This is a genomic window from Pseudoalteromonas sp. HF66 (assembly GCF_011806445.1).
Classification (GTDB): domain Bacteria; phylum Pseudomonadota; class Gammaproteobacteria; order Enterobacterales; family Alteromonadaceae; genus Pseudoalteromonas; species Pseudoalteromonas apostichopi.
The window spans coordinates 149,903-167,722 of record NZ_JAATOU010000004.1 but is presented as its reverse complement, the minus strand read 5'-3'; the positions used below and the strand labels follow the sequence as shown (position 1 = coordinate 167,722).

Annotated in this window: 20 protein-coding genes; 2 read left to right on the top strand and 18 right to left on the bottom strand. The window is 42.1% G+C overall.

Annotation, left to right across the window (positions count from 1 at the left end; translation table 11 throughout):
• Position 1 precedes the first annotated feature (1 nt).
• The 5 genes from ccmE to ccmA are packed head-to-tail and all read right to left on the bottom strand — an operon-like array spanning position 2 to position 2,729.
• Entirely contained in the window at positions 2-481 is a 480-nt protein-coding gene (gene ccmE / locus HCZ11_RS06375) for a cytochrome c maturation protein CcmE (protein ID WP_130052048.1), read from the bottom strand.
• Positions 478-681, bottom strand: a complete 204-nt coding sequence (gene ccmD, locus HCZ11_RS06370) for a heme exporter protein CcmD (protein ID WP_167657948.1) — start codon at positions 679-681, stop codon at positions 478-480. Before ccmD ends, ccmE begins: the two co-directional genes overlap by 4 nt.
• A 2-nt stretch (positions 682-683) precedes the next feature.
• Positions 684-1,421 (bottom strand): heme ABC transporter permease, encoded by a 738-nt coding sequence (locus tag HCZ11_RS06365; protein WP_130052050.1) that lies wholly within the window; start codon positions 1,419-1,421, stop codon positions 684-686.
• 1 nt (position 1,422) lies between these two features.
• Positions 1,423-2,109 (bottom strand): heme exporter protein CcmB, encoded by a 687-nt coding sequence (gene ccmB / locus HCZ11_RS06360; RefSeq protein ID WP_054553246.1) that lies wholly within the window; start codon positions 2,107-2,109, stop codon positions 1,423-1,425.
• A complete protein-coding gene (gene ccmA, locus HCZ11_RS06355) occupies positions 2,109-2,729 on the bottom strand; it encodes a cytochrome c biogenesis heme-transporting ATPase CcmA (protein ID WP_130052051.1) in 621 nt (206 codons plus the stop codon). The genes ccmB and ccmA overlap by 1 nt, the downstream gene beginning before the upstream one ends.
• Positions 2,730-2,831: 102 nt before the next feature.
• Between ccmA and HCZ11_RS06350 the strand changes: the two genes are divergently transcribed.
• Complete coding sequence (locus tag HCZ11_RS06350; RefSeq protein WP_254869084.1) at positions 2,832-5,459, top strand: flagellar hook-length control protein FliK; 2,628 nt, start codon at positions 2,832-2,834, stop codon at positions 5,457-5,459.
• Between the two features lie 5 nt (positions 5,460-5,464).
• Positions 5,465-5,773 (top strand): EscU/YscU/HrcU family type III secretion system export apparatus switch protein, encoded by a 309-nt coding sequence (locus tag HCZ11_RS06345; protein ID WP_130052052.1) that lies wholly within the window; start codon positions 5,465-5,467, stop codon positions 5,771-5,773.
• A 28-nt stretch (positions 5,774-5,801) separates the two neighbouring features.
• Here the strand turns inward: HCZ11_RS06345 and HCZ11_RS06340 are convergent, their stop codons facing one another.
• The 13 genes from HCZ11_RS06340 to flhF all read right to left on the bottom strand — a co-directional run bounded on the left by HCZ11_RS06340 (position 5,802) and on the right by flhF (position 17,820).
• Complete coding sequence (locus HCZ11_RS06340; RefSeq protein ID WP_167657947.1) at positions 5,802-6,206, bottom strand: DUF2802 domain-containing protein; 405 nt, start codon at positions 6,204-6,206, stop codon at positions 5,802-5,804.
• 15 nt (positions 6,207-6,221) lie between these two features.
• A complete protein-coding gene (locus tag HCZ11_RS06335) occupies positions 6,222-6,719 on the bottom strand; it encodes a chemotaxis protein CheW (RefSeq protein WP_054553251.1) in 498 nt (165 codons plus the stop codon).
• Between the two features lie 21 nt (positions 6,720-6,740).
• A complete protein-coding gene (locus HCZ11_RS06330; RefSeq protein WP_130052054.1) occupies positions 6,741-7,499 on the bottom strand; it encodes a chemotaxis protein CheW in 759 nt (252 codons plus the stop codon).
• Between the two features lie 2 nt (positions 7,500-7,501).
• On the bottom strand, positions 7,502-8,272 hold the full coding sequence (locus HCZ11_RS06325) for a ParA family protein (protein WP_130052055.1): 771 nt from the start codon (positions 8,270-8,272) through the stop codon (positions 7,502-7,504).
• Between the two features lie 11 nt (positions 8,273-8,283).
• A complete protein-coding gene (locus HCZ11_RS06320; protein ID WP_130052056.1) occupies positions 8,284-9,243 on the bottom strand; it encodes a flagellar motor protein MotB in 960 nt (319 codons plus the stop codon).
• Positions 9,244-9,249: 6 nt separating this feature from the next.
• Positions 9,250-10,014, bottom strand: a complete 765-nt coding sequence (locus tag HCZ11_RS06315) for a flagellar motor protein (RefSeq protein WP_167657946.1) — start codon at positions 10,012-10,014, stop codon at positions 9,250-9,252.
• Positions 10,007-11,170, bottom strand: coding sequence for a chemotaxis response regulator protein-glutamate methylesterase (locus HCZ11_RS06310; protein WP_167657945.1), 1,164 nt, complete (start codon positions 11,168-11,170; stop codon positions 10,007-10,009). The genes HCZ11_RS06315 and HCZ11_RS06310 overlap by 8 nt, the downstream gene beginning before the upstream one ends.
• 62 nt (positions 11,171-11,232) lie before the next feature.
• Positions 11,233-13,524, bottom strand: a complete 2,292-nt coding sequence (locus HCZ11_RS06305) for a chemotaxis protein CheA (protein WP_167657944.1) — start codon at positions 13,522-13,524, stop codon at positions 11,233-11,235.
• Positions 13,525-13,539: 15 nt separating this feature from the next.
• Positions 13,540-14,307 (bottom strand): protein phosphatase CheZ, encoded by a 768-nt coding sequence (locus HCZ11_RS06300; protein WP_130052060.1) that lies wholly within the window; start codon positions 14,305-14,307, stop codon positions 13,540-13,542.
• Positions 14,308-14,324: 17 nt separating this feature from the next.
• The gene (cheY, locus tag HCZ11_RS06295) at positions 14,325-14,708 is read right to left on the bottom strand and encodes a chemotaxis response regulator CheY (RefSeq protein WP_016708035.1); all 384 of its coding nucleotides are present in this window, start codon (positions 14,706-14,708) and stop codon (positions 14,325-14,327) included.
• Positions 14,709-14,748: 40 nt separating this feature from the next.
• Positions 14,749-15,459 carry an RNA polymerase sigma factor FliA gene (locus tag HCZ11_RS06290; protein ID WP_054553325.1) on the bottom strand — a complete coding sequence of 237 codons (711 nt, stop codon included), beginning with the start codon at positions 15,457-15,459 and terminating at the stop codon, positions 14,749-14,751.
• 26 nt (positions 15,460-15,485) lie between these two features.
• Positions 15,486-16,346 carry a MinD/ParA family protein gene (locus HCZ11_RS06285; RefSeq protein WP_130052061.1) on the bottom strand — a complete coding sequence of 287 codons (861 nt, stop codon included), beginning with the start codon at positions 16,344-16,346 and terminating at the stop codon, positions 15,486-15,488.
• Positions 16,339-17,820: a flagellar biosynthesis protein FlhF gene (gene flhF / locus HCZ11_RS06280; protein WP_130052062.1), complete on the bottom strand. Its 1,482-nt coding sequence runs from the start codon at positions 17,818-17,820 to the stop codon at positions 16,339-16,341. Before flhF ends, HCZ11_RS06285 begins: the two co-directional genes overlap by 8 nt.

Sequence of the window (17,820 nt, the reverse complement as noted above, 5' to 3'; positions counted from 1 at the left end):
ATTAATTACCGTTCTCTAAGTTATACGTCGGTTTTTCGTGTTTAATACCTTTCACTGCTTCTGCAACTTCTGCTGGCATATACTCTTCATCATGCTTTGCAAGAACTTCAAAGGCATCAATTTCATTCGCTTTTACTAACACGCCCTGCGCCACAATCCCTTGGCCTTCACGAAATAAGTCTGGCAAAATCCCTTGATAATTAATGGTCACCATAGGGCCTTTATCTATTAACTTAAAGCTTACCTTTAAGCTTGATTCATCTCGAACAACTGAGCCTGGCACAACCATGCCACCTATACGTAGCTTCTGACCGATGTGCGGTTTTTCTTTATTTGGTCCTTTACCCTCAACAAGTTCACTTGGGGTATAGAATAGATTGATGTTTTCTTGCAGTGCATAAAGCACTAAACCAATGGTTGCACCCACACCAAAAATAATGGCTACAACAGCTAATAAACGTTTTTTACGTCTTGGATTCATTGCCCTGCCTCTTGCTTCGCTTTCTTAATGCGCTCTTCACGTTGTGCTTGCTGCCTAACTGAAGAGAAAATACGCTTTGTATCGTTTAACGAACTAAATAAAATACCGAGTAAAATCAATGCACAGCTGCCAAAAGACAACCACACATAAAAGCCATAGCCACCCATGGCAATAAAATCTGAAAAAGAATCAAACTGCATGATTAACCTCGCTTAAGCATATCACGCACCCAAGGGCGGTGCTTTTCACGTTGTAAAATTTCGTTTTTAAGGCGGATTAAAGTCACAACCCCAACAAAACCTGCAAACGCAACTATGTTCACCATTAATGGCCAAAACATGCTTGGATCAATGGCTTTAGTATCAAACTTTGTAATGGTTGCACCTTGGTGCAAGGTATTCCACCACTCTACCGAGAAGTGAATAATCGGTAAGTTGATAACTCCAACAATCGCTAAAATACAGGCGGCACGACCCGCTGCTTTTTTATCTTCAAAAGCATGATAAAGCGATAACACACCCAAGTATAAAAATAACAGAATGAGCTCAGAGGTAAGACGCGCATCCCACACCCACCATGCGCCCCACATAGGCTTACCCCATGCTGCGCCGGTAATTAGTGCTATCGCTGTCACACATGCCCCAACTGGTGCAATTGCAATTACAGCAAGTTCAGCATTACGTAATTGCCATACTAGTGCGATCACTGCTGCAATCGCCATAGAAGAATAAGCGCCCATTGATAAAATTGCTGAAGGCACATGGATAAAAATAATTCGGTAGCTATCTTTTTGTTGGTAATCGGCTGGAGCATAAGCAAGCCCCCAGACCCATCCAACAATCATACAGACCACCGTAACGACGGCGAAATAAGGCAGTAAGGTGTTACACAATTGGTAAGCACGATCTGCTTTTGCGTAGGGATGTAACCACTTCCACATATTAACTTACACTCACTTTCAATGCTGACGATATGGCAATTGGCGCCGCTATAATCGCTACGATTAGCATGGCACCAAGAATTGCAAGCTGTCCGCTATAGGCAAGCTCCATAGAGCTGGTATCAATAGCAGAGGTTGCAAAGATTAGTACAGGGATATACAAAGGCAAAACAAGCAAACTCATTAGAATGCCGCCTTTTTGCAGTCCCACAGTAAGTCCAGCGCCAATTGCGCCAATGAAGCTAAGCAATGGTGTCCCCAACAATAACGTGAGAACAGTTGCTAAAAGCGCTGAACTTTCTAAATTCAATAACAAAGCAAATACCGGTGTCATTAACACTAAAGGCAGCCCCGTAATAACCCAATGAGCCGCAACTTTTGCAAGCACTGTCAACGGTAATGGATACGAAGAGGCAATTAATTGCTCTAATGTTCCGTCGTGATAATCATCACGAAATAGTTTATCTAGGCCTAACATTGTCGATAGTAACGCAGCAACCCAAATAATACCCGGAGCCATGCGAGCTAGCAGTCCAGGCTCAGGGCCAATTGCTAACGGAAAAAGTGTAATAACAATAAGAAAAAACAAGATGGGGTTAACGATTTCAGCACGCTGACGAAACGCTAATTTCAGATCTTTAGAAAAAACCGCAGAGAATAATTGCCAATACGAATGCTGCTTTACCATCAGTGGCGATACTCCAAAGTCACTGTTTTTAGGTCACTAAATTGTGTCGTTAAATCTTGGTGGGTGGTTAAAAGAATTGCGCCGCCAGCATTTAAATGCTCAACAAAGCGTTCTTGCAAAAATGCTACACCGCTTTTATCAAGAGCCGTAAATGGCTCATCAAGGATCCATAGCTTGGCACTATTTAACCACAACCTTACTAAGGCTACACGGCGCTGCTGTCCTGCTGACAACATGCGAACAGGCACATCTTCAAGGCCAACTAAACCTATTTTTGCTAGGATCGGATATAAGTCTTGCTTGCAATCATAACCATTAATTTTTAGCCAAAATGCAACATTCTCAAGGGCAGTGAGTTGCGTATTTACACCGGTTTTATGGCCGATGAACATTAGCTCTTGTGCATATTCATCATAGTATTTTGTAATCGAACGCTCTTGGTAAAAAACATCGCCTTCATCTGGCATAGCGAAACCCGCGATAATGCGCAATAATGATGTTTTACCAGCCCCATTCGGACCAGCTAACTGCATAATTTGCCCCGATTTCAAGCTGAAATTAAGATCCGCAAACAAACAACGATCTTGCTTGATGCAGGTGACGGCCTTAATGTGTAACAAGATGACGATTCTCTATACCCAAAATTAGGCGTTAGTCTACCATAATGATAGGGTAATACGAATATTGCTTTAAAACGATTAACTTATATTTGATCTAAAATAATGAATAAACAAAGCCAGTTGACTCTCAGCACTCAGCTTAATCTAGACCCAAAAGCAATAAGCAGTGCATCAGAACACTCACCAAATGATGCCTTAAAAATGCTGGCTGAGCAGAGCCTAACTGCCCGTAATATTGTGATTGGTAAGCACAGCGTGCAAATGGACGTGCTAATCAATAACTCATGGCAAACTTTACGCTTATCAACAGAGCAAGAGAATCTCAAAACTGAGCGCTTTTTAGCGGCCAACATTCAATTAAGTAGTGATGGTAAACAGCTGACTATCACACCATCACCGCTGACGATTACACTTGGCAAAAGCCAGCAGTTACAAGCACTACTGAACTTGCTAACGCAAGGGAGTGCAAATACAAATCTGCCACACCCAGCTCAAATTGCGCCAAGCAAACCTTTACTACAACTACCAACATTAAAAACAGAGTTTACTCTTAACAATAGCCTCGTTGCTCTTTTAAAAGCTGAAGCACCACTTAAAGCCATTTTGCTGCCTGCTACCAATCAACAAAACAGCTTTAACTTAAATATTATTAATCGCTTTGGCGATTCATTGCATCAACAAAGTGTTAACCAACAAAAAGTAGCCGAGTTGGTGGCTAAGCTAACCCCTGAAATGAACTTAAAACTAGCTGGGCAGCAAGTGCAACTGAGTGTTGCTAACAAACAACAAAACGAATTAATTCTACCTCTTTCAAGAATGTCGCCAAAGCAAGCCAAACAGATTCAAGCCCAGTGGCAATTTCACCCGCATGCATTAAAACTAATCCCCCAGCAAGTTAAAAATACTGTTGAACTGATAAATAAAGCACCTGTGCAACAAATACTGTTAAAGAATTCGCTGTCTGAAACATTTAACCAAGCATTAAAAAGCCAAGCTGTTGAACCTAAGAATACGTTGTTAGCACCATCGAGCAGCTCAAATTCACCAATTAGCTCTTGGCTAAAAGACAGTTTTGCTGATTTAAAAACGCGTATTAGTGATGCAGTGCGCTATTTTGAAAAACTCCCTGCTACCACAAAAGCTGCTGTTAACCAGTCAACGCATCAGCTGATTGAAAGCAAAAACATGATTAACCAGCTAGGCTTTAATGCTAATAAAATCAATATAATAAAGTTTGCCGCTGTTCAACAAACCGCGCCACAATACGCTGCGTTCCAAGTAGCGCAAAAAGCCAGTGGGCCAGTTACAGCTAATACGCCATTACCTACGTCTAAACAGACAGAATCATTAACCGAAAGTCAGTCTGCAAAGCAAGTTAGTTTACCCGTAAGCTATAACAAGGCGGCACCTTTAATACAACTATTGCAGCGAATAAAAGTCAGTTTAGAGCCGCTTGTTAATGCACAAACTCAGGCGAGTCAATCATCAACAAACAGTAGCAAAACACAACCTTCTTTGCTGAGCACAGATAATACTTTGCAAACAGCGCCTACAGACAACAAAGCTGTTAATACACTGAGTTCTGGTAAGCCTGTACCTGAACAGCTTGCTCAAGTTAAAAGTAATCTTGCAAATTCAGTAGTTAAAAATAGCAGTGAGCAGGTTATACAAACTAAACAAGCGACATTAAACTCAGCGACTCGAGCACTTAGTGAGCAAACCGCAGGGTTACAAAAAGTTGCTCAGCAGCAAACTCAATTACACGCCCCTTTTTTAGCTTTGAAAGAACCGAACTTGAGTCAGCCATTATTGCCGATAAGACCGATTGAAGCGGCACTGATTTCGAAACTATTACCGCTTCCTGAAAGCAAGCCTGTAGCAAGCATACCTCTACCGGTGCAATTAACAGAAAAACTTGTAGCACTGAGTGAACAAAATACATCATCTTCAGTAGATTTAAATCGACTCGTTAATCAAGCATTTAATCGCATGATCTCGAGTCAAAACATGCACCCTACAACGATTGAACGAGAACTTTTAAGTATCCTCAGGCCAACAGCGCTGCCTAGCCAAACTCAGCAAGCAAGCTTTAGCCAAGGGTTAGAACAATTAGCAGTGGCTACACTTGCCGCACCAATTATTAACCAAGCACCAACCAACCTTAGTTTTAATAATCAGACAGGTCTTGATGCCTTACTGCAAGTGTTAGTGCCCAACTTTAAAGCCGTTAACGGCAGTAAGTTACTAGAACAGCTACAGCAGCCTGCGATGCAAGCTATGGCAGCTGAAGCTTCACAACTAAAAAACACTTTGGCTCAAGTGCAAACAACGCCCATCAATCAGCAACAAGATAACAGTGCTTTGGCGCAGTTTTTCTTGCCGATGAAGTTACCTCCTGATACTGGGCAAACAGAAATCAGCTTAGGGCAGTATAAAAAGCCAAGTAAAAATAAACTCGAAGCTAAGAATGTCTGGTTTGTGCGGTTGAACTTTGATTATGCCCAGCTTGGCAAGTTACAAATTACCGCAGAGGTGATGGATAAAGCAGTTGATTGTCAGTTACTCGCTTCTTCACAAGAAGTAACCGCACTTGCTCATCCGCACTTAGAAACACTGCGTCATAAATTAGCTGGCCATGGCTTAAATGTAGGCGAGCTAAACTTGCAGCAAGGTACATCAAGCCACCAAGCTTTTTATAAATCGCATGCGATTATTAATATTAAGGTGTAATATTTATGAGTGAACAATCGGTGCATAAATCAGCAATTGGCCTACTATATGAAGCAGGCAGCTCACCACGAGTAACCAGTAAAGGCTTTGGTGAATTGGCTGAAGAAATCGTTAAACTTGCTGAGCAAAAAGGTATTTTGATACACCAAGATGCTGACTTAGCACAAACCTTATCGCATCTTGAGTTAGGTGAAGAAATTCCAAAAGAGCTTTACTACGTGATTGCAGAGTTAATTGCTTTTTCGTATGTATTACGTGGTAAATTTCCACCGGGTTGGCAAGATTTTCAGGGTAAGCTCAACATTCAAGCTTAGGGTTCAAAAACTCAAATAAAAAAGCGCCTCATTGGGCGCCTTTTTGTTTATGAAGTGACATGAGCAGCTCTGCTTCGGCTCTGGGTAATTCACATTCACGAATTATTTCTTCTAAATCAGCACCTAGCTCAACCATTTTTACCGCTCGCGAATAAATTTTCGCATTCGGATCATCATATTTTTGTGCATCTTGCAGCTGCTCAAGCTCTTTACTTTTCTCTTCAACAGCGACAACTCGTTTGCCAATACTAAGCATTCCGGCACGCATTTCAGCCACTTCGCTACGCAAAATACTCAACTGTTGCTGAGCTTCTTGTAGCTGTTTTTGCTTGGCTTGAATCGCCAGCGCTTGCTTATTGTTATTGACAAAAATAAGCCCCAAACACACTAATACAAGCAAGATTGAGGCACCAAACAAAGAGTATAACAGCATATAATTTCCAAACGCTTATAGTGCGCTTAGCTCGTCCCACTCATCGTCATTTAATAATTTATTAAGATCAACCAAGATCAATAACTCACCATCACGGTTTGATACGCCTTGGATAAACTTAGCACTCTCTTCAGTGCCAATATTTGGCGCACTATCAATTTCAGAGCTACGCAGGTAAACCACTTCAGCAACACTGTCGACTAAAATACCGATCACTTGCTTTTCTGCTTCGATGATGACGATACGTGAATTATCAGTTACCTCTGCGCCCATCAGACCAAAACGCGCACGAGTATCAATAACAGTAACAACATTACCGCGTAAGTTGATGATACCTAACACATAAGAAGGCGCACCTGGCACAGGAGCAATTTCTGTATAGCGAAGTACTTCTTGTACTTGCATTACATTAATGCCGTACGTTTCTTCTTCAAGTTTAAAGGTTACCCATTGTAACACTTCATCGTTGCTATCAGCGTTTTTATTTGCTGACAGTAGTCTTTCTTCACTCATGCTATTACTCCGTAAAAATAGTTACTGCTCACGGCTGTCTAAGCCCTGCTCTAGCAATTGATTTAAATTTTCAACGTCAATCAAGGCGCACATTTTCTCTTTGATGACACCTGCAAGCCAAGGCCGCTTACCTGATTTCGCTCGCCATTTTACATCTTCTTTACGAAGCGTAATATTATTTACGAGCTTTTCAGCCAATAATCCCCATTGACTGTCGCCTAAGGTGATTAAATACTGATAATTTAGTGATTGTTCTAATTTTTCATCATATTTTTCTGGCATTACCCAGCGTGCTGTGTCAACAACATTAAGCTTTTCTTCTCGGTTAAGCATTACACCTTTAAACCATTTAGGCTTGCCAAATAATTGATTAACCTCTCCCAGCTGATGAATTCCCCCTAATGCTTTTAAAGGTACAGCAAGAGTTAAACCCGCCACTTCAAAGAACAACGCCTGAAATTCACCATCAAAATAGTCTTCTTGACGATCAGACGAAGTTTTTGCAACCAGTTCAGCTTTAGGTTCTGCAACTATATCTTTGATATTAGCTTGGTTCTCGGTTTTCTCAAGCTCTTTAGTCGGTTCAGGGGTCGGTAAAGCAGATTTTGGTGTAGGCTGAACCTCTGTCAGCTTTTCTTCTGTCTTAGTTTCAGGCTCTTTAACCTGCTCCAGTAACTTTGCAACCGGCTCTAGATTTTCTTCAGTAGGCTCATCTTCACACAACAAAGCGCCCAAATATTGGGTCATCACTTTTTCATTGGCAAATAAATGCTTACTCATCTTTAACCCTGTGCAATTAAGTAATCAAGCAGTGCGCGATATGCAAACACGCCACGTGAGCGTGGGCAAAATTGAATCGGCACCTGTTGTGCTAAACTAGCATCTCGAAATTTTGTATCGACGGGCACCACGCCTGACCATACTTTATCTTTGTAATTATCCTGCAGAGTCTTATAAGCTTCAAGTGATGCTTTAGTACGTTTGTCGTACATTGTTGGAATAATCGTATATTGGTACTGTTTTGCTTGCGATGTTTGCATCAGCTCCATCGTACGCATCATACGGTCAAGACCTTTCAAGGCCAAAAACTCTGTTTGTACTGGTACTAATATCCGTTCGCTCGCTGCAAGTGCATTCACCATTAAAACACCTAAAACAGGTGGGCAATCAATAATTGCATAATCGTAATGGTCACTAATTTTAGCTAGTGCTTTTTTAAGTATCAGACCCATACCATTTTTATTGCCCATGCTTCTATCTAGCGTAGCAATTGCCATTGTCGCCGGTAAAATGTCAAGATTCTCTAGCGTAGATGGGCACAGAGCCTGTAAAACTTCTTCACTGGCCATACTATTGCCGCGTGCAAAGATATCATACACGCTGACTTCAAGCTCTTCAGAGTCAATGCCAAAATAATAAGTTAATGATGCGTGCGGATCAGTGTCAATAAGTAACACTCGTTTTCCTTGTAAAGCAAGAATGCCAGCAAGGCTAACAGCTGTTGTTGTTTTCCCTACCCCACCTTTTTGATTCGCTACGGTCCAAACTTTCACATCACACCTTATTATTGTTCATTGCGCGTGGTAATCCTAATGCCACCGTGCGGTAATTGAATCACTTTAATGCTGTTATCATCACTTGGCAACTCAATTTCTGTCGTCTTTTCCGGTTGATTTTGTGATTCTTGTTCAGTACTTTGCGGCTCTTCGGGGGGTAAACCATACTTCGATAACGCTACGACCACTTTACGGTTCTCCGCGCGACCTTGCTCAGTGTCATTACTAGCGAAAGGTGAATATTCACCATAACCTTCAATAGCCATTCGAGCAGGATTAATACCTAAACTCTCAAGTTCAACAAGTATTGATGTTGCACGGGCTACCGATAACTCCCAGTTAGAGCGAAACATTTCATTACGAATACCTTCGTTATCAGTATAACCACGCACGCGGATATAGTTATCAACAGGCGCTATAATATCTCTAACTAAACCTACAACTTCCTTTGCACGTTGCTGTGCAACAGCACTGCCCGAAGAAAACAACATACCTGAGCTTAGTTCAATAATAAGCCAGTCTTGATGAAGCTCTAAACTTGCTTCACCATCACGAATTTCATCAATGAGTGCAGATTGTAGTTTAGTTAGCAAACTATCAAGGGGCTTGCCTAGATGCTTTTTATCAATATTACTCGTTTCACTTTGCCCATCAAGTAATTCAGGCCCTTGCTCATCCTTTCGGATACTTTCACCGTAAAGGATGTCTTTTTCTGGACTGACTCTGTCTGTTAAAATTCCGGTGCCGTTCACTCCGGTTCCAACTTGCTGTTGCTCACGAGCTGATTTCTCGAAAACCTGCTCAAGCGAATCGGAGAGAATTTGAAAGTCTTCATTTTTATTAATTGCTATGGCATACATGACCACAAAAAAAGCAAACATGATAGTCATGTAATCGGCATAAGAAACAAGCCAACGCTCGGTATGTTGGTTTTTTGACGTGTTATGACGCAGACGACGGCGCATCATAATAAATTACTCTTCAACTAAGCTTGGACGCTCAACACGGTACGCCTCAAGTTTTAGTTCTATATTCAGTGGGCTTTCACCTTGCGAGATAGCAATAATGCCTTCAGCAAGTAATTCATGATACAGCATCTTTTGTTCAATTTGCTGCTTTAACTTATTGGCCATAGGTAAGAATAATAAATTAGCTAAACCTACACCGTAGATGGTAGCGATAAAAGCGGTGGCGACACCCGCACCCAATTTTTCAGGATCTGTTATAAATTGCATTGCCTGAATCAAACCAAGTACCGCACCTAAAATACCAATTGTTGGGCTATAACCCCCCATCGCTTCATAAACTCGGCTAACCTCTAACAAGCGCTCTCGTTCAAGCATTAAGTCAATTTCAAGGGTATCTCTAAGCTTTTGCTCATCGATACCATCAACGAGTAGGCTCAACCCTTTTGCCGCGTATGGGTCTGTATGAGTAAGTGCCTCAGATTCAAGCGCTAAGTAACCTTCTTGGCGTGCTTTGTGCGACCAGCGCTTTACTTGTTCGATAGCTGCATCAATATCATGATATGGCGGAAAGAACACCCAATGACTAATTTTGAGTGTTTTTGCAAAAACACTACCAGGGGTCTGGAGCATAACAGCCCCAAGCGTACCGCCAAGAACAATAATCAGCGCAGGTCCATTGAACAAAGCTGTGACAACGCCGCCTTCTAATGCATAACCAAATGCAATAGCACTAATTGCGATAATTAAGCCGAGAAAAGACAGCTTATCCACAGCCAGTCTCACGCGTTAGGCGGGCTGCAACATCTGTGAGCGCTAAGCTTTCACTAGCCAAACCAGCATTCGCAACGGCTTGTGGCATACCATACACTACACTGGTTTTTTCATCTTGCGCCCAAATAGTTGCACCGACTTGCTTAAGCATACGCGCTCCATCACGACCATCAGCACCCATACCCGTTAACACCACGGCTAGAACATCACCGCCATAGGTTTTTGCTGCACTCGCAAAGGTGACATCAACACTTGGCTTATAAGTAATACGTGGGCTATCATCTTCAAACACACGTAATGTACGAGAGCCGCTGCGCCCTTCAATCAACATTTGTTGACCACCTGGCGCTAAATAGGCTGTACCTGGCATTAAGCGGTCACCATTTTGCGCTTCTTTCACATTGATTCTGCATAAACCATTGAGGCGTGCTGCAAAAGCAGGAGTAAACGCAGCTGGCATATGTTGAATAAGCAAAATAGGATGCGGAAAGTTAGCAGGCAGCTGAGTTAAAATGGTCTGTAGCGCAACCGGCCCACCAGTTGATGTACCAATAGCAACCAATTGATATTGCTTGCCCGAAGCTCGAATTTTACTTGTACTCGATGACGATTCCGCAGGCGAACTAGCAGGAGCTGAACGGCTAAAGCTGCGATCAGGCTGAACAATACCGCTGCTAGTACTTGTAGCGCTACTGCCCCTTGGTGCAGGAGCCGGAGTTGGTCTCGAAATAGGTGTCGGACGCGAAAAACGAGAGAGGCGACGACGACCAATTTCTTTTACTTTATTTTGTAAAAGCGCGATTGCATCTTCATTATTACGTGCAATGTCTTCGAATTTTTTCGGTAAAAAATCTAAAGCACCAGCATCAAGTGCATCGAGGGTTGCTGTTGCACCATCACGGGTGAGTGATGAGAACATTAAAATAGGAGTCGGTGTTGCTGCCATTATTTCTTTCACAGCACTAATGCCATCAAGAACTGGCATCTCAACATCCATAGTAATTACATCAGGTCTTAATTCACGGGTTTTATCTACCGCCTCACGACCATTAACGGCAAAACCAATTACCTGAATATTGCTGTCTTGCTCTAAAATTTCGCTTACTCTGCGGCGAAAAAAGCTTGAATCATCAACAACTAATACTTTGACTGCCATTGGCACTCTCTTGTTTTATATCATTTAAAGTGCAGCTAAACACTGCACTTTATTATTTATTATTAGCCAACGTAATGTTTAAGCATACTAGGTACATCGAGGATCAATGCAATCCCACCATCAGAAGTAATTGTCGCACCTGCCATTCCTGGCGTGCCTTGTAATAAGGCATCTAAAGGTTTGATAACCACCTCTTCTTGACCAATTAATGAGTCAACAACAAAGCCCACTTGTTTAGTACCTATTTGTACAATCACCACGTGACCTTCTGCTTTACGCTCTTGGCGGTTGGCACCTTTTACTAACCAATGTTGTAAATAGAAAAGCGGAATCGCTTTTTGACGAACTATTATTGTCAGTTGGCCATCAACTACGTTAGTTTTAGTTAAATCAAGGTGGAAAATTTCGCTTACGCCAGCAAGCGGTAGAGCAAAGGTTTGCTCACCTACAACAACCATTAGAGTTGGTAAGATAGCAAGCGTTAATGGCACCTTAATTTCTAGTGCAGTACCTACGCCCAATTCCGACTGGATGTTAACCGAACCATTTAACTGGGTTATTTTAGTTTTAACCACATCCATGCCGACACCGCGCCCTGAAATATCAGAGATCTCTTCTTTCGTTGAGAAACCAGGAGCAAATATTAGGTTGTATGCTTCTGTATCCGACAAACGGCTTGCTTGATCATGATCAATTACACCCTTGCTGATTGCGATTTTTTTCAGCTTATCAGCATCCATACCAGCACCATCATCACGAATGGTAAGCAGAATATGATCACCTTCTTGTGATGCTGAGAGCGTGACTGTACCTGTACGCGGTTTACCTGCAGCTTCACGCACATCTGGCATTTCAATACCATGGTCTACAGAGTTACGCACTAAGTGCACCAATGGATCAGCAAGTGCTTCAACAAGGTTTTTATCTAAATCGGTTTCTTCACCTACTAGCTGCAGATTAATGTCTTTTTTCAAGCTACGAGCTAAGTCACGAACTACGCGTGGGAAACGACCAAATACTTTCTTAATTGGCTGCATCCGGGTTTTCATTACCGCACCTTGTAAGTCTGCGGTTACCACGTCTAGGTTCGAGATGGCTTTACCCATTGACTCACTGTTGCTGTTATTCGCAAGACTTACCAAGCGGTTACGAACCAATACAAGCTCACCAACCATGTTCATGATTTCGTCAAGACGTTTGGTATCAACACGAACCGTTGTTTCTGCCTGTGGAGGCGGAGCCTTTTTCGGTGCCGCTGAAGCTGCTGGCGCTTTTGCAGGAGCTGGAGCAGGTTTACTAGCTGCAGCTGCAGGTTTCGGTGCAGGTGCCGGTTTAGAGGCTGCAGGCTGAGCAGGTTTTGTAGGTTCAGCTTTTGGTGGCTCTGGTGCTTTTTCCGCGGTTGAACTTTCCAATGATTGAGGAGCTGTGCCTTTGCCATGTAACTCGTCAAGAAGTGCCTCAAACTCATCATCACTAATTTCATCGTCTGAATCGCTGCTTGCTGCCTCTGCAGTAGGGGTGGCAGAGGCTGGCTCAATAGAACTTGTAGCTTCAGGCTTGGCAGTATTATCTTGTTTTACTTCCCCAAAATTACCAACACCGTGCAATTCATCTAATAAACTATCAAATTCATCATCGGTAATATCATCACTGTCACTGCTATTTGACTCAGGAGCAGATGCTGCTGGTCCTTGGCCTTTTCCGTGCAGCTCATCTAACAGGCTTTCGAATTCATCTTCAGTGATTTCGTCAATATTTTGAGACTCAGCGCTGCTATCAGCAAGACCGCAGCCATCAAATAACATATCGAACGCAAATGGGTCATCTTCATCGATGTTGTCTGTTGCTGTATCTGCTGTGACTTCAGGCGTATCAACAACAACCTCTTCAACTGCTGGTTCTTCAGGTGCAACTGCAACGTCCTCTGCTACAGATAAATCTTCACCTGCAAGCTCTTCTGCAGTAGGCGGCTGACTTAATTTATGAAGGACTTCTAATAGGGCTGGATCTGCAGGCTCTGGTTGTTCGCGATTTTGAATCGTGGCGAACATTTCATTAATAGTATCAAGAGCTTGTAATATTACGTCCATTAGCTCAGGCGTAACAGTGCGTACACCTTGGCGTAATAAATCGAAAACATTCTCTGCGCCATGACAAGCATCAACAAGTTCAGTCATACTTAAGAAACCTGCACCACCTTTAACAGTGTGGAAGCCCCTAAAAATGGCGTTTAATAGATCTTTGTCTTCTGGGTTGTTTTCAAGCTCAACTAATTGCTCCGACAATAGCTCTAAGATTTCTCCTGCTTCAACAAGGAAATCCTGTAATATATCTTCATCGACTTCAAAGCTCATGCAGCTACTCTCCTCTTAGAAGCCCAGACTTGATAATAGATCATCGACTTCATCTTGTCCTGAAACAACATCATCGCGAGACTCTTTATCAATAATCGGCCCTTCAGGACCTGCTAGTGTGTCACTTGGTGCAGGTGCTTTTTCTATGGCCTGTTTTTCTTGTTGTTGATGACCATCTTCTTGACTGCCAAACACAGTTAAGAGATTAATTAAACTGTCTTCTACTTCTCGCACTAGTTCAATGACACGACGAATAACTTGTCCAGTTAAATCTTGATAATCCTGCGCCATCAGCACATTGGTCATCAAGCCTTGAAGCTCATCGGTTTTTGTGTGCGAGTTATTCATGAACTTATCTAGGCTATGACATAACGATTTAAATTCACCGAGTTCAATTTCTCGGTTCATTAAACGATCCCAAGTAGGCTTAATTGCAGCAATTTCATCAGCAAGTTGTTGCGCTATCGGTAAACTTGCTTCAACTGCATCCATAGTTTTATTGGCGGCACTTTCTGTCATTTCCATAACATAATTTAAGCGCTGCTTAGCATCTGGGATAGCGTCGGTAGTTAAATCAGCGAGACGAGTATCTAGGTCAAAGTTTTTTAACGCTTCATGAAGTTGACGCGTCAATTTACCGACTTCAGCAAACAACTCTGATTGCTCTTTTGACGCAGCATCAAGAATTAGCTTATCAGCTTTTTCTTGTTCACCATTTTCAAGATACTCAACAAGTTGACGAGCTTGCTCTAAACTTATTTGAGGCGCAGCAAGTGCTGACATAAGCCTCTCCCCTTAGATTAACCTAAACGTTCAAACACTTTTTCCAATTTGGTTTTAAGTGTCGCAGCAGTGAATGGTTTAACGATATAGCCATTAACACCTGCTTGAGCAGCAGCAACAATTTGTTCTTTTTTCGCTTCAGCTGTCACCATTAACACAGGAATATGCTTAAGGCTATCATCAGCACGAATTGCGCGTAACAAATCAATACCTTGCATACCAGGCATGTTCCAATCTGTTACAACAAAATCAAATTCTTGATTTTGTAGCATTGGCAATGCTGTTGAACCGTCGTCAGCTTCCTGCACATTGGTAAAACCTAAATCCCTTAATAGATTTTTAATGATACGTCTCATTGTAGAAAAATCATCAACAACAAGAATTTTCATGTTTTTATCCAAAACATCCTCCGGTGAGGTTTGAACCTTTATTTACTTACTACTAATTAATCCAGTCATTGATTTTTGCTTTGAGCTTAATCATCGCCTGACCATGTATTTGACTCACACGCGACTCGCTAACATCGAGTATGTGTCCTATTTCTTTTAAGTTCATTTCGTCGTTGTAGTACAAAGACAAAACGAGAGCATCTCTTTCTGGTAACGATTGGATAGCCGTTAATAGAGACTGGTTAAACCGCTCATTTTTAACGTTATTAAACGGTTTGTCTAGTCCTAAATCCTGACCTACTGGTGTGATGACATCTTCATCCACGCCTAAGTCTTCAATGCCTAATACTTTACTAGAATTTACATCATGTAGAATATGATGGTACTCATCCAGTGTAATATCAAGTTTTTCAGCTACTTCAGTGTCTTTTGGTTCACGATTTAACGTGCTCTCTAATTCGGCAATGGTTTCTGCCACTAGGCGGGCATTTCGGTGAACTGAACGTGGAGCCCAGTCACCTCGGCGAATTTCATCCAGCATAGCACCACGAATACGAATACCAGCGAAGGTTTCAAAACTAGCACCTTTGCTAGCATCAAAGTTTTTTGACGCTTCAATCAGGCCTATCATGCCTGATTGAATTAAGTCATCGAGTTGCACACTGGCAGGTAAACGAGCAATTAGATGGCACGCCACTTTTTTCACTAAAGAGGCATGTTTTTCAACAATCGCATTTAAATTTTGTGCTGATTGATATCCCATCGCTTTATTCACCGATGTTGTCATAGTTAGCCGTTTACTAGTTTTTCAATAAAAAATTCTAAATGGCCAGACGGTTGATTAGGGATCGGCCATTTAACTGCTTTTGTTGCTAATGTTTTAAACGCCACCGCTGCTGGTGAATTCGGGAATAATTCAACGATTACTTTTTGACGGCGCGTAGACTTACGCATGTTCTCGTCATAAGGAATGGTTGCAACTAACTCCATCGAAACATCTAAAAAACGATCCGTTACTTTTGAAAGTTTAGCAAATAATTCTTGCCCTTCACGCAAACTGCGCACCATATTGGCAACAATTTTAAATTTATATACGCCATGCTCACGGCTAAGTACTTTTATAAGTGCGTAAGCATCAGTAATTGAGGTGGGTTCATCACATACAACTACAACAACGTCTTGGGCTGCACGAGAAAAGCTTAATACCATGTCTGAAATACCTGCGGCGGTATCAACAATTAAAATATCAAACTCAGTGTTTAACTCGCTAAATGCACGTATAAGACCTGCATGCTCAGATGGCGATAATTCAACCATACTTTGAGAACCAGACGTTGCTGGTACAATTTTGATTCCTGCAGGGCCTTCGACGAGAATTTCATCAAGCTCACACTCGCCCGACAAAACATGAGATAAGTTACGTTCAACACGAAGGCCAAGCATCACGTCACAGTTTGCCAAACCTAAATCGGCATCTAATACTAATACACGATTTCCTTGCTGGCCTAATGCGATTGCGGTGTTGAGTGAGACGTTGGTTTTACCCACTCCACCTTTACCGCCAGTAACAGCGATAACTTTAACGCCACTATTATTATTTTGATTCATTTTGCGCAGGCCGCTTGCTTGATCTAATACTGTGTTAATCATACATCCCTACTGTGTTCGACGCTACTGCTTGACGTCTTGAATGTTGTGCTTTTGCTCGTTTTAAATACAATTGTTCAGCTTTTTTCACTAGTTTTTCAGCATTCGCTACGCGAATATCCTCAGGAACGCGCTGACCGTTAGTAAGATACCCTATTGGCAGACGATTTTGAATCGCTATGCTAATAATCTCACCTAAACTTAAAGATTCATCCAATTTAGTGAAGATACAGCCACTTAGGTGAACCTTTTTAAAGTGTCTTACGGTTTCTTGCAACACATTTATCTGCGCTGTAGCACTTAATACTAAATAACTACGAATATCAACACGCTGATTACGCATTAAGGTGTTTAATTGTTCAGTTAAGCGTAAATCTCGTTGGCTCATACCCGCAGTGTCTATTAATACTAGACGCTTATTACGTAAATGGTATAACACTTCAGCTAATTCATTCGCATCTTTTACTTGCTTTACACCACAACCAATAATACGACCATAAGTAGCCAATTGTTCGTAGGCACCAATTCTGTATGTATCAGTGGTGATCAGTGCAACTTTATCAGCACCATATTTTTGTGCTCCAAGTGCTGCTAATTTCGCAACTGTGGTTGTTTTACCAACGCCCGTTGGACCAACTAGTGCAAAAACTCCACCTTGGCGTAGGATTTCGTTGTTAGTTGTATGCATTTGGTTTTCAACCATTTGCAGCAGCGCTTGCCATGCTTGTTGGCGAGATACATCATCAGGAATAAAACACGCCATTTGCTCAGCAACATCACGCTCAATCCCCATACCAGCTAAACGATCAATCATACAAGCGCGTGTTGGATCACGGCGCGCCATATCTTGTTGCATTAATCCAGATACTTGGTGTTCAAGTAATTGACGAATCGCATTCATTTCTTCGCGCATAGTCGTCATTTCTGATTGATTAGCTGGGGCTGAGTTTTTATGATCAGCGGGTGAGTCTAAATCATCAAAACCTGCGTCTAAATCGTCATCAAACCCTAGGCTATGAGCTTGAGTTTGTACACGAGGTGCTGCTTGCTGCTGATAACGAGGAGCTTGCTTATATTCAGGCTGTTGCTGCTCAAAGCTTGGTTCTTTTGGTTGATAATGTTCACTCGTATCAATACCAGATTGACTAAACATTGACGCCAACTCTGGCGAACGAGGGCGTGGGGCTTGACGCTCAAGTAACGCTTGTAGGCTATCAGCAACTTTCGCTTGCGGCTCAGGTTTAGCACGCATTGGCTCAGGCTTAACAAAATTATGCTGTGGTGCAGGTGCTGATTGTGCCACTGCAGGTTTAGCTTCGGCTTTCGGGGCTGCTTTGTCGTAATCAACAGCTGCAACGATTTCAACGCCGTTAGCAAGCTTTTTGTTCGACATAATAACCGCATCAACACCTAACTCATCTTTCACTTCTTTCAGTGCAGTGCGCATATCTTTAGCAAAAAAACGTTTAATTTTCAT

Coding starts and splice junctions, on each gene's coding strand:
- ccmE (WP_130052048.1), bottom strand. CDS start 481: ATGAATCCAAGACGTAAAAAACGTTTATTAGCTGTTGTAGCCATTATT.
- HCZ11_RS06300 (WP_130052060.1), bottom strand. CDS start 14,307: ATGTCAGCACTTGCTGCGCCTCAAATAAGTTTAGAGCAAGCTCGTCAA.
- HCZ11_RS06330 (WP_130052054.1), bottom strand. CDS start 7,499: ATGAGTAAGCATTTATTTGCCAATGAAAAAGTGATGACCCAATATTTG.
- flhF (WP_130052062.1), bottom strand. CDS start 17,820: ATGAAAATTAAACGTTTTTTTGCTAAAGATATGCGCACTGCACTGAAA.
- HCZ11_RS06285 (WP_130052061.1), bottom strand. CDS start 16,346: ATGATTAACACAGTATTAGATCAAGCAAGCGGCCTGCGCAAAATGAAT.
- ccmB (WP_054553246.1), bottom strand. CDS start 2,109: ATGGTAAAGCAGCATTCGTATTGGCAATTATTCTCTGCGGTTTTTTCT.
- HCZ11_RS06335 (WP_054553251.1), bottom strand. CDS start 6,719: ATGAGTGAAGAAAGACTACTGTCAGCAAATAAAAACGCTGATAGCAAC.
- HCZ11_RS06310 (WP_167657945.1), bottom strand. CDS start 11,170: ATGGCAGTCAAAGTATTAGTTGTTGATGATTCAAGCTTTTTTCGCCGC.
- HCZ11_RS06290 (WP_054553325.1), bottom strand. CDS start 15,459: ATGGGATATCAATCAGCACAAAATTTAAATGCGATTGTTGAAAAACAT.
- HCZ11_RS06365 (WP_130052050.1), bottom strand. CDS start 1,421: ATGTGGAAGTGGTTACATCCCTACGCAAAAGCAGATCGTGCTTACCAA.
- HCZ11_RS06305 (WP_167657944.1), bottom strand. CDS start 13,524: ATGAGCTTTGAAGTCGATGAAGATATATTACAGGATTTCCTTGTTGAA.
- HCZ11_RS06345 (WP_130052052.1), top strand. CDS start 5,465: ATGAGTGAACAATCGGTGCATAAATCAGCAATTGGCCTACTATATGAA.
- ccmD (WP_167657948.1), bottom strand. CDS start 681: ATGCAGTTTGATTCTTTTTCAGATTTTATTGCCATGGGTGGCTATGGC.
- HCZ11_RS06340 (WP_167657947.1), bottom strand. CDS start 6,206: ATGCTGTTATACTCTTTGTTTGGTGCCTCAATCTTGCTTGTATTAGTG.
- HCZ11_RS06350 (WP_254869084.1), top strand. CDS start 2,832: ATGAATAAACAAAGCCAGTTGACTCTCAGCACTCAGCTTAATCTAGAC.
- HCZ11_RS06320 (WP_130052056.1), bottom strand. CDS start 9,243: ATGATGCGCCGTCGTCTGCGTCATAACACGTCAAAAAACCAACATACC.